We start from the raw sequence: 16,729 nt of genomic DNA on the forward strand, positions 1-16,729 counted from the left end.
TGAATGTTCCTGATCCCATCCGTGCAGCAGCGTGAGCAGCTGCCAGCGAACAGACCAGCAGAGGAAATCCATGCATGCAGAAGTGTGTCGTGAAATGCCTGATGTTTGACTGCGTTACAGGATGGATGATGAAATTGACAAGGAGGAGTTTACGTGCGGGGAAAATGGTTGAGGTTATGCTTGGCAGCCGTGATGATCTTGAGCTTGCTTCCAGGAATCGGAGCAGGAGAAGGGAAGGCAAGCGCAGCAAATGCAGGTGATATTCTGTTGTCTCATTCGTTTGAAGACGGTACGACTCAAGGCTGGACAGCCCGGGGGGCAGCGAAGGTAGAAGTGAATGGAGATCAGGCTTATCAAGGGAAACACTCCCTTCAAACCACAGGCCGTACGGAAGCCTGGAATGGACCCTCCCTATCATTAACAGACGTGGTAAACAAAAATGCAGTTGTAGAAATCTCCGGTTATGTGAAACTGACTGCAGGTTCAGCACCGGCTGATCTGAAATTCACCGTAGAACGCCGTGATGGCAGCGGGGATACGCAGTACGATCAGGTTAACGCAGCCGAGCAGGTAACCGATCAAAAGTGGGTGAAGCTGCAGGGTCAGTACAGCTATGAGCAGGGAAGCGGACTGCAGCTGTATCTGGAGAGCACAGATGCAGCTGCTGCATACTTTTTAGATGAGTTCCAGATCCGGCTTGTGAAGCCTGCCCCAGAGAACCCGGGTATACCAGGAGAACCGGGCAAAGCTTTGTTTAACGCTGATTTTGAAGATGGGAATATCGGAAAATGGAAGCCTCGCGGTACGGAGAAGCTGGAGGTAGTCAGCGGCATCGGACACAATAGTAACCGCAGTTTGAAAACCTCCTCCCGAACGGAAACTTACCACGGACCGCTGGTAGAGGTGCTGCCTTACTTGCAAAAGGGAAGTACAGTTCATGTCTCCTTCTGGGCAATGTATGATGAAGGACCAGCATCACAGGTGATCAACGGCTCTCTGGAAAAGGAGTTTAACGGTGATGCGGCTAAGCTGGAGTATGCCACTTTTGCTTCCACTACGCTGAACAAAGGCCAGTGGAAAAAAATCGAAGCAGATATCATCGTGCCGGCAGAAAGTACAGGTGTAAGCGGATTGCGGATGTACGCCGAAACACCTTGGAAGCAGTCTTCGGAAGTGACCGAAACAGATACCATTCCGTTCTATATCGATGATGTGCAGATTACAGCGACAGAAGCGATTGCGATTGAGCAGGATATTCCGGACTTGGCTAAAACGCTGGGTACGTCTTATGCGCTGGGTGCGGCGATTGACCAGACAGCTCTCGATCCACAGGACCCACACTCGGATCTGCTCAAGAAACATTTCAAGAGTATTACTGCAGGCAACTTTATGAAAATGGATGCAATGCAGCCAACAGAAGGCAACTTTGTCTGGTCTGAAGCGGATCGACTGGTTAACTTTGCTGCGGCGAACGATATGGAGGTAAGAGGTCATACGCTGCTGTGGCACAGTCAAGTGCCGGACTGGTTCTTTACGGATCCGAATGATCCATCGAAGCCTGCTACGCGTGAGCAGCTTCTGAAGCGCATGAAAACACATATCCAAACGATTGTGAGCCGCTACAAAGGCAAAGTGCACACGTGGGATGTTGTCAATGAAGTCATTTCGGACGGCGGCGGTCTGCGTGATCAGGCGAGCAATTCGAAATGGCGGGATATTATTGGTGATGTAGATGGCGACGGCGATGACAGTGATTACATTGAACTGGCTTTCCGTTACGCTCGCGAGGCTGATCCTGATGCGGTATTGGTGATCAATGATTACGGTATTGAGGGCAGTGTCAGCAAAATGAACGATATGGTCAAGCTTGTAGAGAAGCTGCTGGCCAAAGGTACACCGATTGATGCCATCGGATTTCAGATGCATGTGTCTATGTACGGACCGGATGTGAAACAAATTCGTGAAGCATTCAACCGGGCTGCAGCTCTGGGCGTTCACATTCAAGTGACAGAGCTGGATATGTCGATCTATTCCGGAAACTCCGAGCAGGAGAAACCTGTAACGGATGAGATGATGCTGGAGCAGGCGTATCGTTATCGTGCGCTGTTTGACCTGTTCAAAGAGTTTGACGATCGTGGTGTTATGGACAGTGTGACGTTATGGGGACTTGCCGACGACGGTACTTGGTTGGATGATTTCCCTGTCAAAGGAAGAAAGGATGCACCACTTCTGTTTGATCGCAAGCTGAAAGCCAAACCGGCTTACTGGGCACTGGTGGACCCGGCCTCCCTGCCTGTATATCGAAATGAGTGGACAGCAGCTCAGTCGAAAGTATCCCTGCCTGATCGCAAAGGACAGGAGGATATTCTATGGGGAGCTGTCAAGGCACAGCCATTCTCGCATGTCATTGAAGGCACAGCAGGCACTACAGGTGAAGTGAAGACGTTATGGGATGGCAAAAAACTGAACCTGCGTATTGACGTAAAAGATGCCACACGTTTCAAGGGTGACCAGGTAGAGGTCTTTGTCAGTCCGGAAGAGCTGACATCCGGCAAGAAAACCAGTACGCCAAAGGACGGGCATTATATCTTTAACCGGGATGGCGGCAAAGGCAAAGATCAGAAGCTGTATCAGGTGAAAGAGAATAAATCGGGATATGTTGTGTATGCATCCCTGCCCTTCTCCTCAGCTGATCTGACCGAAGGCAAAGTACTGTCTCTGGATTTCCGCATTACGGATAAACAAGCTGACGGTAAAACTTCAATCATTGTCTGGAACGATACAAATAATCAGCAGCCGCAGAAAAAGGAAAGCCGGGGCAAGCTCAAATTGGGCCCTGTATTGAAACAGGTAAAAGTTACGTACGGAACTCCGGTAGTGGACGGTAAAGAAGATAAGCAGTGGAAAAAAGCTGTAACGATCTCAACGGATGTTAAGGTCGCAGGAGATTCTGGTGCTAAGGCCAAGGCGAAGCTGCTCTGGGATGAGAAATATCTCTACGTACTTGCTCAAGTCACAGATCCGCTGCTCAGCAAAAAAAGTGCGAATGCACATGAACAGGACTCCATTGAGTTGTTCATTGATCTGAACAAAAACCAAACGAGCAGTTATGAGGACGATGACGCCCAATACCGGGTGAACTTCGACAATGAAATTTCCTATGGAGGCAATGCCCGCAAGGAGCAGTTCAAATCGAGTGCTCGTCTGACCAAGGACGGGTATGTGATCGAGGCAGCTATTCCACTCGAGAATGTCAGCTCCAAGCAGAGCAGGTGGATTGGTTTTGATCTGCAGGTGAATGATGACGGTGCAGGGGATGGCAAGCGCAGCAGTGTGTTCATGTGGAGTGATCCTTCGGGCAATTCATATCGCGACACATCTGGGTTTGGCAGTCTGCTGCTGGTGAAAAAATAAAGCGGCCGACGATGCACCGGGTTCAGGCGTTTAATGAAACACTTCAAATGAGGAAGTCAGGTTTAAACAAGCTGTGTTTCTGGAAATAAGTGTTGATTTATAGGGCTGGGACGTTTAGACTATAGACATTCATCATAAGCGGGTTTCTAATGTATGCCGAATGGTTTATGACTAAGTCGCTGGTCGCAAAGTCAAATGATACGGAGGGAGTGCCTGTCATCCAGACAGCGCACTCGCTTCTTTTTTACTTTTAACATACATACGGAGATCGCCCGACTGAAAGGACAGAGTGAGTGGAGCACATACATGGCACGTACAATCTACAACTTGTTATTTTATCCTATATCATTGCATCGCTAGCCTCTTATGCGGCACTTGATCTTGCAGGCCGTGTATCTTTGACGAGTGGAAAGGCACGTCACCTGTGGGTCGTATGCGGGGCAGTCTCCATGGGGCTTGGCATCTGGTCGATGCACTTTGTTGGCATGCTTGCTTTTGTGCTGCCTATGCACGTTTCTTATTCCACAGATCAAGTCATTTTGTCCGTTTTGCTTGCAATTGCTGCATCGGGGGTAGCACTGGATTTCGCCGGCCGTCAGTCCAATAAAATCAGCAGGCTCGTGATTGCGGGGCTGCTGATGACAACAGGCATTACCTCCATGCATTACGTAGGAATGGCGGCGATGTCAATTACTGTGACGTACAAGCCTGCTCTTGTATCTTTATCGATTCTTATTGCAGCCGCTGCTTCGTTTGCCGCACTGTGGCTTATGTTTTATTTTAACCGCCGGGACTCGAAGCGCGATTGGGTTTACAAAATTGGCAGCGGATTTATTATGGGTCTGGGCATTACAGGCATGCACTATACCGGGATGGCCGCCGCAGATTTCCATCAAACTGCGGTGATTCCTGAGAGCTTGAGCAGACAAATGGAGGCAGAGGTTCTTGCTTATCTGATTACAGCAGGTTCATTTATTGCGATTGGACTCACCATATTTGGTAATTTCATCAATCAGCGGATGTCTCAGAAGGATCAGCGTATTCGTGAGAACGAACAGTGGTATCAAGCGCTGTACCATAATCATTCGGATGCTATCATCTCTGTGGACAGAGATGGGATCATTAAAGGCATCAACGCTGCAGTCACCACCATAACGGGATATTCCGAGAAAAAGATGATCAACCGTCCGGTTGGCGAGATCGTAGAGCAGATTAATGTACAGTGTGCGAATAAGCATACCGTTCACGAGTGGGACAATCAGGAACTGGAACAGAGACTTTATATGGCCAAAATGAAAAATGGACAGAATGAACTTCTCGACCTAAGCATTGCCGTCATTCCGGTTATTATTGATGAAACGCATGTTGGAAGCCATATTCTGATTAAAGATATTACGGAAGAGGCACAGGCTCAGGAAAAGATACGTCATCAGGCGCTGCACGACCCGCTCACCGGACTGCCTAATCGTCGCAAGCTGGATGAAGTGCTGGCTGAAACGATCCATGTCTGCGGGAGAAAACAAGCCAGATTTGCGGTTATGGTTATGGATATCGACCGTTTCAAGATGATTAATGATTCTCTCGGTCATTCGATTGGAGACGTATTCTTGAAGGAAGTCAGCGACCGAATTGTAAGCACCATTGAAGCTTCCCATCCTCAGGCTGCTGCTAATGTCACACTGGCTCGAATGGGCGGAGATGAGTTCACCATGGTGGTCACCGGGGACCAGGCGAACGAGAAGCGAATCATTCAGCTTGCGGAAAAAATCGTTGAATCGATACAGCAGCCGTATCGTTTGAAGGAAAATGATTTTTACGTTACAGCCAGCATCGGTATTGCCATGTATCCTGAACATGGGGCGGGGACAGATGCCCTGATTAAACATGCGGACTCTGCCATGTATGAAGTGAAGAAAAATGGCAAGAACGGGTACCAGTTCTATACCGCACAGCTTGACTCGGAACTCTATGAACGAATTGAGCTGGAAGGCTATCTGCGGAAAGCACTGGAGCGCAATGAGATGGTGCTGTACTATCAACCCCAGATTCGCACGCAGGACCGCCGAATGATTGGCGTCGAAGCCCTGATTCGCTGGAGACACCCGCTTAAAGGACTGCTTGCACCGAATGTATTTATCCCGCTGGCCGAGGAGACAGGCTTGATCTATGAGATTGGCAACTGGACGCTTCGTGAAGCCTGCAGGCAGATGAAGCTGTGGCATGCCAGCGGCGGGCCACTCATACCGGTGTCTGTGAACTTGTCCAGCCAGCAATTCCACCAGTCGAACCTGGTGGAGCAGGTTCAGAACGCGTTAAGCGAGACAGGGCTGGAAGCCAAATATCTGGAGCTGGAGATTACGGAGAGCATGATGATGGATGCAGCGGTCTCCACGGCCATTCTGAACGAGCTGTCTGCTCTGGGTGTGAAGATCAGTCTGGATGATTTCGGCACGGGATACAGCTCGCTGAGCTATCTCAAACACTTCCCGATTCACAAACTCAAGATTGATCGTTCCTTTGTCACGGATATTACCGAAAGTCACAGTGATCAGGCCATTGTAGCTACAATTATCTCGATGGCCCAGAATCTCAAGATGGAAGTGATCGCCGAAGGCATTGAAACGAAAGGACAGCTTGATATTCTAATGCAGAATGACTGCAGGGAGATTCAAGGATATTATTTCAGTAGGCCTCTACCGGCAAGCGAAGTGGAAAACAATTTCTTTGTACCCCTGCGTTTGCTGGGGGAACGTAACACGGTGTTTCATTCGGTTTAAACGGTCAAGAGGCAAGTTCCGGATTGTATCTGGAACTTGCCTCTTTTTTGTTCTATGATACAAATGAAAAATGATTAAATGCAGGATTATCACAGTGTATGAATTAGTTCTTACTTGGTTATATGCTATAATCAGATTAAATATTTCGCGAGAAGATGTTGTAATTTCATCAAAGGAGGTTGCAAGGAATGAACTTTAGTCTGAAAGCTCCTGATGGCACCGTCATTGAATCCTATAAGAAAGATCATAAGGAATTTATTCGTATTGCAGGCCTGGAATATGAAGTGTATAACCCGGTGGATGAGTTGGATTTTGATCCGGAAATAAGACAAATGATTGAAGCATCCGAGAAAGACATCGAGCAAGGCAAGCTGTATTCAACAGATGACCTGATTGAATTGGTGAAGCGTGGTGAGCTGTAATTGATGGTTCAATGGACCGCAACGGCGATGAACCGACTTCGTCAGATCAAGAGTGAACATTTTACAGATCAAGAAACGATGGAGTATAAGGTTAATTTGATTCGTAGAGTGGAACAGAAGGTGGTTACCATGGGTACATTAATGCCATCCCGTGAGTACCACAATACATATTATTGTATCGTGGATCGTTACGTTGTGTCTTACAAAGTAATGGAAAGCGGTGAACGCTATGTAATTACGTCTTTTAAGCATGGTGCGATGAATCGCAAATATAGATTCTAGTCTTCGGAAAACATGTATAAACGGCCAAGAGGCAAGTTCCTGAGTAGTATCTGGAACTTGCCTCTTTTTGATTATAAAAGTATGACTGCTTGTGTCTATAAAAACTTGCGATGATGTTTCTTGCCGTCGTACGTGAACCAGATCGGTTTATCCTCCACACGGGTCTCAACATGCACCGTACGTCCCCATAGGCGGTACAGATACGGAAGCGTGCGCTCCATGTATTTCAGATCCAGCTCGATGCCTTCATACTGGTGCTTCAGCACGAGTTCTCCGGTGCGCAGATAGTCTGCGTCCTGTACGACCAGATACGGAGAACCGCCGTTAATGCGGGAGAATACAAGCTGATCGCGGATGTTTTCCCAGGACTTATCGGTGATTTTCCAGTCCGGCCCTTTTTTCTCGAACACATAGAGGTCGAGGTCCTCGGTTAACTTTTTGGTCATGTAGTTGCGGATGAAGGAGGTATCCGAGTCGAACTCGCGGACCTCGAACATTTTGGCGCGGCCCTGTCCGGGCTGACGTCCCCATCGTTCCTGCTCTTCGCGTGTCGGATGATCCCAGCGGTGTTCGATGTCCTCGAAAATTTTTAGCCCCAGATAGTACGGATTCAGACTCTGTTTGGACGGCTGTACAACGGAAGAATTCAGCTTGGCAAACTCGATCGTATCCTCACTGCTCAGGTCCAATTCGCGTATAATACGCTGGTGCCAGTAGGAGGCCCAGCCTTCGTTCATGATCTTGGTTTCCATCTGCGGCCAGAAATAGAGCATCTCTTCCCGCATCATACTCATAATATCCCGCTGCCAGTCGGTGAGCACCTCGGAGAACTCCTGAATAAACCACATAATGTCTTTTTCCGGCTCGGGTGGGAAATGATGCACCTTCACGCTGTCCGCAGGTTTCTCCTCGGTCTGCAGATTGTCGAGAGACCAGAGATCGTCATATTGACCTTCCGGTTTAGGTGGTTTTTCGCCGCGCTGCTCACGGATTTTCATCTCCATATAACGCTGTTTATCCAGATGGCGGGGTTTGATCAGCTGCGGGTCAACATTCTCCTGAATGGCGATCACGGCATCAATAAACGATTCGACCGCCTCTGTGCCATACTCCATCTCATAGTTGCTGATCCGGTCCGCCGTAGCAGCCATGCTTTCCACCATGTTGCGGTTGGACTTGGAGAAGCGAGCGTTATTTTTGAAAAAATCGCAGTGGGCCAGCACGTGGGCGACGATTAATTTGTTTTGGATCAGAGAGTTGCCGTCCAGCAGGAAGGCGTAACAGGGATTGGAGTTGATGACGAGTTCATAAATTTTACTCAGACCGAAATCATACTGCATTTTCATCTTGTGAAAGGTTTTGCCGAAACTCCAGTGACTGAACCTTGTGGGCATGCCGTACGCACCAAAGGTGTAAATGATATCCGACGGGCAGATCTCGTAGCGCATCGGGTAATAGTCGAGGCCGAATCCATCGGCAATCTCCATAATTTCAGCAATGGCATATTCCAGTTCGCGGATTTCATCGGTCATCCCAGGCTGCCTCCTTCTCTTTTTTGAAAAAAGCTGCGCAGTGCTTTGTAGACTTCACCTTTTTCCTTGATGACGTAATACATAAACTGATCCATCTTAATGTGGCGATAGGCGGACATAAGCGTGCTGCTGCGGTTGTACTGGTTCACTTCACCGTACCCAAACATATTGCTGCGTTTCATTAATTCGCCGATCAGCTTCACGCAGCGCTCATTATCCGATGTCAGGTTATCCCCATCCGAGAAATGAAATGGGTAGATGTTGTAGCTGGAAGGCGGATAGCGGCGATCAATAATATCCAGTGCCTTCATATATACAGAGGAGCAGATCGTGCCGCCGCTCTCGCCGCGAGTGAAAAATTCCTCTTCCGTGACTTCTTTGGCTTCCGTATGATGGGCGAGAAACACAATTTCGACCTTCTCATACTGGCGGCGCAGGAAACGGGTCATCCAGAAAAAAAAGCTTCGCGCACAGTATTTTTCAAAAGAGCCCATCGATCCTGACGTATCCATCATGGCAATAATGACAGCATTGGACTGGGGAATAATCTTATCTTCCCACGTCTTGTAACGGAGATCATCCGGACTGATATGGTGTATGCCGGGATTACCCGTTGTTGCATTGCGGCGAAGGTTCTCCAAAATCGTACGTTTCTTGTCAATGTTGGACTGCATGCCTTTTTTGCGAATATCGTTGAAGACCACCGTATGTGTCTCGATCAGATCCTTATCTTTTTGTTTCAAGTCCGGTAATTCAAGCTCGGCAAACAAAATATCTTCCAATTCCTCGATGCTGATCTCGGCTTCTACAATATCGTGACCCGGCTGATCACCGGCTTTTTCACCCTTGCCCGGCTTCTGTGAAGCAGGATCGCGGCCAATAACATCACCTACCTGGCTGTCTCCGTCTCCTTGACCGACATGTTTTTGTTTCTGGTAGTTATACACAAAACGGTACTCATCCAGACTGCGGATCGGTACCTTAATGATTTGTTGTCCATCGGACATGATAATATTTTCTTCGGTAATCAGATCAGGCAGATTCTGCTTAATGACATCTTTCACCTTTTGCTGATGGCGCTGCTGGTCCTGGTACCCTTTGCGGTGAAGCGACCAATCTTCCCGGGATACGACGAACGAGTAAGGCTGGTGTGAATTTGACATGTAGGCACCCCCCATTGATTACGCGGCACAGTTTGGCCTGTCGGTAATTAAGTATATTCACGGGCGGGGACGATATGTGATGCGATCTCAACTAAAATGAATGAATTCCACTCGATTGGCCTAACCATAGGCTGAGAAGAGGCATATGCCGAAAATTTACAAAAATCATGATCTAATGTGAGTTCTTTCCTTTACAATAGAGAAAATGGACTGATTCTGAGCATCTCACCTGATGCGTGTAAAGGACGGATTACATGTGGATAAACGTGCAGTAAAAGCCTGGATTATGTATGACTGGGCCAATTCGGCTTATGCAACAACCGTACTGGCAGCAGTGCTGCCTGTATTCTATGCTTCTGTTGCTGCCGCAACAGTGGATAAGGACACCGCAGCCTCTTACCTTGCTTATACGCATTCGATTGGCATGTTATGTGTGGCGCTGTTAACTCCGCTGCTCGGCACACTGGCTGATTTGTCGGGACGAAAAGGGGACTTTCTACGTGTATTTGCGATCGTTGGAATTATGGCGACACTCGGATTCAGTGTCATTGGTGAAGGAGACTGGCTGCTTGCATCTATCCTGCTTGTGTTGTCCACGATTGGATTTGCTGGCGGAAATACGTTCTATGATGCAATGCTGCCCGATCTGGTTCCTGCGGAGCGGAGAGATATGGTGTCCTCCAAAGGTTATGCCTATGGTTATATCGGCGGAGGACTGCTGCTTGCAATCAATCTGTTGATGATTCAGCAGCCGGGCTGGTTTGGCATGCCGAGTACACTTGCAGGTACGAGACTGGCATTCATCTCCGTTTCGCTGTGGTGGCTGCTTTTTTCTCTCCCCATCTTCCGCCATGCCCCGGGACGGCCAGCATCGGCTGATCTGCCTGCATCCTGGACCGATTATGCTAAGGTTGGCTTACGCAGACTGCAGCAAACCTTCGGGCAGATCCGGCGTTTTCCGCAGCTGCTTCGCATGCTGATCGCGTTCTGGTTTTTTAATGACGGGATCAACACGATTATTTTGATGGCAACCATTTATGGGGCAAGCATTGGCATTGGCACCACTGATTTGATGCTGGCGCTGCTGCTGACCCAATTTATCGGTTTTCCTTGTACGCTGCTTCTGGGGGCATGGGCGCAGCGATGGGGAGCGAAGCAGGTACTATTGGTCAGTTTAAGCATCTATATCTGTATTGTTATTTTGGGTTACTTTATGACTCAAGCTGTTCATTTTTATCTGCTCGCCGGACTTGTGGGGGTTGTGCAGGGAATAAGCCAATCAACGTCGCGCTCGTTGTTCAGTAATCTGATGCCTGCAGGCAGAACGGGAGAGTATTTTGGATTTGTTAACATTACGGGTAAATTTGCTTCCATCTTTGGTCCATTTGTATTTGGTTACGTTGGGCAGATCACGGGCTCGACTCGCTGGGGCATTCTGTCATTGATCTTCTTTTTCGCGGCGGGCATTGCGATGCTGCTGACAGTGAAGGTGCAGCGTGGGATGCAGGATGCACAGTTAGCTGACCAGGAAGAACGGGAACGCATTCAAGGCAGAAGTATGAAGGGAAAAGGGGACGGAGTTCCTTTTACCGGGTGAGTAGTGTAGTGTATTGATCCGTATCGTTTTTGCCCCAGCTTCCAGACCTAGTTCACAGCAGAACAGAGGTCTGGGGCTTTTTTTTGTCCTGCTCCATAATCAGGACAAGGGAACATAAAGAAATTATGAAAAGGTGAAAATAAAAGATTGACATGATACATTTTGTATCATAGAGTAAAGGTATGAATACATAGTGTATCTTAGAGTGTCGAAAATTCCTGTCAATTGTAAGGTAATGATCATTCGGTCGATCCCATCCCACAGCATATTCTTATAAATATACAGAGGAGAGGCTGCCATTGATAGATACGCAGGGAAATGGACTTGTCTTTTTACTATGCATCCCGCGCAGCGGAAGTTCGTTGTCCACCGTCATGCTGCAGAATCACAGCCGCATATTTGCCACCCAGGAGATGTGGTTTCTGATGAACCTTGTCGATTTATCCAAGGCAGACTCCCGGGTATATGGCGGCAGCTCCATCATCCGCCAATTTTATCAAGCGATGGTGTCCGAAGATGTTTTCGAAAAGGCATGCAGAAGCTTTGCTCTTGAAATATATAATGGATTCCTGGAAGGGAGCGGAGCAGACTTCATCGTTGATAAATCTCCGCGTTATTATTACATGCTGGAATGGCTGGATCGTTTGTTTCCACAGTCCAGGCGCATCCATCTTCAGCGTAACCCCCTTTCAACAGCCGCATCCTTTAAAAAAGTGAACCGCCATACCGGAGAAGGCTTTGATCTGCTCCAGAGTTTAAATAGTCCGAAGCTTGATATGAAGGCAGTCGATCTGACCCTTGGTTTAACTCGTTTAAATGATTACTTTGCCGAGTCTCATTCCTTTGCTTACGAATTGAAGTATGAGCACTTGGTCATGAGACCACGGGAAGAACTTGAAAAGTTATGTGCTTTTCTGGACATCTCGTATGAACAGGGAATGGAACAGTATGGGCAATTTGTTGATAGTACCAAAGCGGACATGTTTTACAGTATGGGTGTGGGGGACCCTTTCCTCTCATCACATCAGGAAGCTCATCAGAATTCTGTTAACAACTGGAAAGAAATACTTGATCGGCAGGAGGTTGAAATGTACTGCCGTGTGCTGGGAGCAAACCTGTTCCACCGGATGGGTTACAGTGAACAGCTGCGGGAAGCTGAACAATGGACAGGAGTTCGGGTGGAAGATAATCCCGATCAGGAAGTGTTACATCGGCTTGAGCAGCAGCTGTCGGTGGCGTCCGGATGTCGGTGGCAGCCAAATTACCAAATGAAGGCATGGAAGAACAATGGGCAGCATCCGTCTCCGATGCAGAACTGCAGTGAGCAGGATGAACCTGCCAAGCGTGATCCGGCACTGGAAGCCATGGTCACGATTAGACAGCTGCAGGCAGCTCTTCGAGCAGCGGATCAGAGGCTGGAACGCGGATATACGGAACGGGAACGTCTGAAGAAGCAGCTTGCTTCTGCCCATAGTAAACTGCAGCGAATCAAATCATGGATACCATTTGGTCGTCAAATCAGCGCATGGGCATCCCAGCGCAGAATGGTTCGGGGAGGAAAGTCATGAGTGCCATAGCCGGAATCGTACATATGGATGGTCAGCAGGCGCTATGGGAGGACAGCTGGCGGTTATACGCCAGTCTAGGACATATCCCGGCAGATACAACGGGAGTATGGAAAGGGGATGAAGCGTTTCTCAGCTGTCATGCCCAGTGGATTACGCCAGAGTCCGTAAACGAGAAATTACCTCTATATGATGAAGAAAGTCGAATGATTATTACGGCCGATGCAATTCTGGACAACCGGGAGCAGCTGGCCGACCAGCTCCAGATTTCAAGAGCAGAGCTGGCTGTGCTGGCGGACAGTCAAGTGATTTTACGTGCATATCAGCACTGGGGAGAAGACGTGGCGAGGCACTTACTCGGGGATTTTGTGTTCACAATCTGGGATGAACGCCGCCGCATGCTGTTTGCCGCGAGAGATATTACAGGTATGAGAGCATTTTATTATCGTCATGACGGTATGCGGTTTGCCTTCTGTACGCTGATGAAACCACTGCTTGAGCTTGGAGGTGTACAGAAATCACTCGACGAAACCTGGTTATCCGAATTTCTGGCCATTCCTGACATGCATGATTCGGCAGATATTCATTCTACGGTATATCGCGGCGTCCAGCAGCTTCCCTCTGCGCACACGTTGACGTTACGAGACGGGAAGATTGAACTGAAGCAGTATCATCACTGGGACGATGTTGAACCACTTCGCCTCAAATCGGATGATGACTATGTAGAAGCTTTTCGTGAAGTGTTCAGTCAAGCTGTCAGTTCGCGGCTGCGGACCCACAGACAGGTGGCGGCAGCTTTAAGCGGAGGACTGGATTCAGGGGCTGTTGCCGGTTTTGCTTCCGGTACGCTCCGGAGCCAGGGTAAACAGCTTCATGCATACAGTTATGTGCCAGTTCCGGATTTTACAGATTACACGTCGAAAACATTACTGGCTGACGAGCGGCCGTTTATTCGATCTACCATTAATCATGTCGGTAACATCTCGGAAAACTATCTGGATTTCGAAGGACGCAGTCCACTTAGTGAAGTAGATACGTGGCTCAATATGATGGAGATGCCATATAAATATTTTGAAAATTCATTCTGGATCCGCGGCTTTTATGAAAAAGCGAGTGAGCAGGATGCCGGCATTTTGCTGACAGGCGCACGCGGTAATTTTACGATCTCCTGGGGACCTGCACTGGATTACTACGCCAGTTTGCTGAAGAGCGGTCGATATTTCCGCTGGTTTCGCGAGATGCAGCAGTACAGCGAGCGGACAGGGATGGCCTTCACACGCATCGCCAAAATTACAGGCCGTAAAGCTTTTCCTGATTTGTTCAAGTCACACCGCAACGGGGCGGCTCAGCCTGCAGGCGTGCAGTTGATTCATCCAGAGTTTGCCCGAAGAACAGGTGTGCTTGATCGACTTAAATCCATCCTTGTGCTGCAGAGCAGTGCACAAGCTGATGCGCTTAAGGTACGAGCTGACAAGTTCAACAATCTGGCTATTGCTAATAAAAATGGGGCTGTTGCCACCAAATGCTCCCTCCGTTACCGGGTGTGGGAGCGTGATCCGACCAGTGATCCAAGAGTAATCCGGTTTTGTCTTTCCGTGCCCATTGAGCAGTATGTACGGCAGGGGACAGACCGATCCCTGATTCGCCGGGCTGCTTCACCCGAACTGCCCGATAAAGTGAGACTAAACCAGCGTGTACGGGGAGTACAGCCTGCGGATTGGCTGCACCGCATCCTGCCCGACTGGGAGAGGTTTACCTCCGAGCTTCAAACGTTGTGTTCTGACAGCCGGGTTGCCGGCATATTAAACACGGATCGTATTCAATCGGCTCTGGCTCATTTTCCAAGCCCACGACCTGAATTAGCGTCCCATCCAGATTTGCGTTTAATGATGCACAGCCTGATTGTATACCGCTTTATGCAGCAATTTTGATCTCTATCTTATCCACTTGAAAGGAGGTGAATACGATGCAAAACGAAAAAAAGGAATGGCAAGCACCCGTACTTGAAGTGTTGGACGTAAATGAAACAATGGCAGGTACCGGCTACAGACAAATCGACTGGATTACGGTTCATGATGCCGACTTGTACGACCCAACAACGTCTTAATTCTAATTTCCCATAGAATCACCATACTTAAAGGGCGGAACTGCAGCCAGTCCAGCTTTTCCGCCTCCGCCCTAATATTGAGCACATGAATATCAGGGCTTTTTTTCATATCTATTAACGAAGGAGGATCTTTTATTGCTGCCTGTGCATTATGAAGCTTACGGTTTGGTCTGGTTAAGTCAGATTCCGATGCCTGAATTGCAGATTGCAGTGCCGAATACAGGGACGGATCAGCAGACAGTGGATGTGAATATCGATGCCTGCGATCTGACCGATTTATGGGAGAAATGGGATGTTGGCAGCGACAATTTTGTGGCACGGGATGGATGTCTTTTTTTCAAAATCGAAGATACGGGTTTGTTTTTAATGGAATACGGTCAAAGGATCGCTGTCTCTCCAGTGCCCGGGGCGGATGAGAAGAAGATTCGATTATTTATCCTGGGGACATGCATGTCCGTTATTATGATGCAGCGCGGTATACTTCCACTGCATGGAAGTGCAGTTGTTATTGATGGGTGGGCTTATGCATTTGTCGGTCATTCTGGAGCAGGAAAATCAACACTGTCAGCAGCGCTGGCATCACGCGGGTATCCGCTGCTCACAGATGATGTAGTGGCTTTAACATGGGATGCTGGAGGGAGGGCAATTGTATCGCCAGGATATCCTCAGCAGAAATTATGGCAGCCCAGTCTGGAAGGCTTCGGCATGAACCAGGAAAATTATGCTACAGTCCATGCTGAAGTTACCAAGTATGCCATACCGGTTCAGCACTACTTCCACGAGAGCGCTGTGCCGCTGGCGGGTATATATGAGCTTGTACCCCAGCCTGATCTTGAACCGGGACCTGTACAGCTGAGAGCGATCAGCGGTCTTGAACGTCTGCACGTGCTCTGCTCTCATACTTTTCGTGGTGGACTGGTGACACGTCAGGGGCTTGCTCAATGGCTGTTTGAAACGTCTTCAAGACTTTCAGCAAGTGTAGAAGTCAGCAGATTAAGCAGAACCGGGCCGGATTTTACGGCATTTGAAATGGTGGAGCGGATCATCAATCATATAAGCAAAGGAGTGCATACAAGCATATGACAGCAGTTACACCCATTTATGCCAATGACGTGGTAACCCGGAAGGAAGGCAATCTGGTTAGTGATATGGGCGGCGAAAAGGTGATGATGAGCATCAGTTCAGGCAAGTATTACAATCTGGGCAGCACAGGCGGACGAATCTGGGAACTGATTGCCGAAGAACATACGCTGGACGAATTGATCGAGACACTTGCTGCGGAATACGATATTCAGCCTGATCAATGCCGTGAGCAGGTTGTGCCTTTTTTGGAGCATCTTTCCCGTGAAGGTTTAATCGCCATTTCTCGCGGAGTGTAGCGAGATGTTTCATAAAGCGAGGTCATACTTTTCTCTCCCGGGTCCGATAAGGCGTTTGGTGTGGGAAGCTTATGTGCTGCTGGGTTGGGCACGAATCCAGAAGGCAAGACCTTTTGCCAAAATTGCTCCAGGGCTTGGAGCGCCTATGGTTGAAACACCTGTGACCGGGCTGGATCGCAGCCAAGTGCTCGAAATAAGGAATATCTCCAAAGCCGTATTGATCGCCAGTAAGTATACGTTATGGGAAAGTCAATGTCTCGTGATGGCTATAGCTGCAATGAAAATGCTGGAACGACGTAAAATTGCAAGTACATTGTACATGGGCACTGCACGGAATAAACAAGGACAACTGAAGGCACACGCCTGGCTGCGAAGCGGAAAACTGATCGTAACCGGTGCAGATACGATGGACCAGTATACGGTTGTCGGCGTGTTTGGCAAACGATGTCCTGAGAAGGGATCTGGAGAGATTGTCTATGACACATGAAACT

13 protein-coding genes are annotated in these 16,729 nt (G+C 48.5%); 11 read left to right on the top strand and 2 right to left on the bottom strand.

All coding sequences use genetic code 11. From position 1 onward, the window contains the following. Positions 1-153 precede the first annotated feature (153 nt). The 4 genes from MKY97_RS09115 (at position 154) to MKY97_RS09130 (ending at position 6,895) form a co-directional block, all read left to right on the top strand. On the top strand, positions 154-3,414 hold the full coding sequence (locus MKY97_RS09115; protein ID WP_342555127.1) for an endo-1,4-beta-xylanase: 3,261 nt from the start codon (positions 154-156) through the stop codon (positions 3,412-3,414). 293 nt (positions 3,415-3,707) lie between these two features. Continuing rightward, positions 3,708-6,191 carry an EAL domain-containing protein gene (locus tag MKY97_RS09120; protein ID WP_342555128.1) on the top strand — a complete coding sequence of 828 codons (2,484 nt, stop codon included), beginning with the start codon at positions 3,708-3,710 and terminating at the stop codon, positions 6,189-6,191. Between the two features lie 188 nt (positions 6,192-6,379). Continuing rightward, entirely contained in the window at positions 6,380-6,613 is a 234-nt protein-coding gene (locus MKY97_RS09125; RefSeq protein WP_342555129.1) for a hypothetical protein, read from the top strand. After that, positions 6,614-6,895, top strand: a complete 282-nt coding sequence (locus MKY97_RS09130; RefSeq protein ID WP_342555130.1) for a type II toxin-antitoxin system RelE/ParE family toxin — start codon at positions 6,614-6,616, stop codon at positions 6,893-6,895. Between the two features lie 95 nt (positions 6,896-6,990). Here MKY97_RS09130 and MKY97_RS09135 read toward each other — a convergent pair whose 3' ends face one another. Together MKY97_RS09135 and yhbH are read right to left on the bottom strand one after the other, a co-directional pair. Continuing rightward, positions 6,991-8,427, bottom strand: coding sequence for a SpoVR family protein (locus tag MKY97_RS09135; RefSeq protein ID WP_342555131.1), 1,437 nt, complete (start codon positions 8,425-8,427; stop codon positions 6,991-6,993). Continuing rightward, positions 8,424-9,590: a sporulation protein YhbH gene (yhbH, locus tag MKY97_RS09140; protein ID WP_342555132.1), complete on the bottom strand. Its 1,167-nt coding sequence runs from the start codon at positions 9,588-9,590 to the stop codon at positions 8,424-8,426. Before yhbH ends, MKY97_RS09135 begins: the two co-directional genes overlap by 4 nt. A 256-nt stretch (positions 9,591-9,846) precedes the next feature. Between yhbH and MKY97_RS09145 the strand changes: the two genes are divergently transcribed. The 7 genes from MKY97_RS09145 to MKY97_RS09175 all read left to right on the top strand — a co-directional run bounded on the left by MKY97_RS09145 (position 9,847) and on the right by MKY97_RS09175 (position 16,725). Continuing rightward, positions 9,847-11,187: an MFS transporter gene (locus tag MKY97_RS09145; RefSeq protein WP_342555133.1), complete on the top strand. Its 1,341-nt coding sequence runs from the start codon at positions 9,847-9,849 to the stop codon at positions 11,185-11,187. A 299-nt stretch (positions 11,188-11,486) separates the two neighbouring features. Next, positions 11,487-12,755, top strand: a complete 1,269-nt coding sequence (locus MKY97_RS09150) for a sulfotransferase (protein WP_342555134.1) — start codon at positions 11,487-11,489, stop codon at positions 12,753-12,755. After that, positions 12,752-14,683 carry an asparagine synthase-related protein gene (locus MKY97_RS09155; protein WP_342555135.1) on the top strand — a complete coding sequence of 644 codons (1,932 nt, stop codon included), beginning with the start codon at positions 12,752-12,754 and terminating at the stop codon, positions 14,681-14,683. The genes MKY97_RS09150 and MKY97_RS09155 overlap by 4 nt, the downstream gene beginning before the upstream one ends. Positions 14,684-14,718: 35 nt before the next feature. After that, on the top strand, positions 14,719-14,859 hold the full coding sequence (locus MKY97_RS09160; RefSeq protein WP_342555136.1) for a paeninodin family lasso peptide: 141 nt from the start codon (positions 14,719-14,721) through the stop codon (positions 14,857-14,859). A 135-nt stretch (positions 14,860-14,994) separates the two neighbouring features. Continuing rightward, positions 14,995-15,942 carry an aldolase gene (locus MKY97_RS09165; RefSeq protein WP_342555137.1) on the top strand — a complete coding sequence of 316 codons (948 nt, stop codon included), beginning with the start codon at positions 14,995-14,997 and terminating at the stop codon, positions 15,940-15,942. Further along, positions 15,939-16,238, top strand: coding sequence for a lasso peptide biosynthesis PqqD family chaperone (locus MKY97_RS09170; protein ID WP_342555138.1), 300 nt, complete (start codon positions 15,939-15,941; stop codon positions 16,236-16,238). The genes MKY97_RS09165 and MKY97_RS09170 overlap by 4 nt, the downstream gene beginning before the upstream one ends. Before the next feature lie 4 nt (positions 16,239-16,242). Beyond that, positions 16,243-16,725: a lasso peptide biosynthesis B2 protein gene (locus tag MKY97_RS09175; protein ID WP_342555139.1), complete on the top strand. Its 483-nt coding sequence runs from the start codon at positions 16,243-16,245 to the stop codon at positions 16,723-16,725. The last annotated feature ends 4 nt before the right edge of the window (positions 16,726-16,729 follow it).

It is taken from the genome of Paenibacillus sp. FSL R7-0652, assembly GCF_038595045.1.
GTDB lineage: Bacteria > Bacillota > Bacilli > Paenibacillales > Paenibacillaceae > Paenibacillus.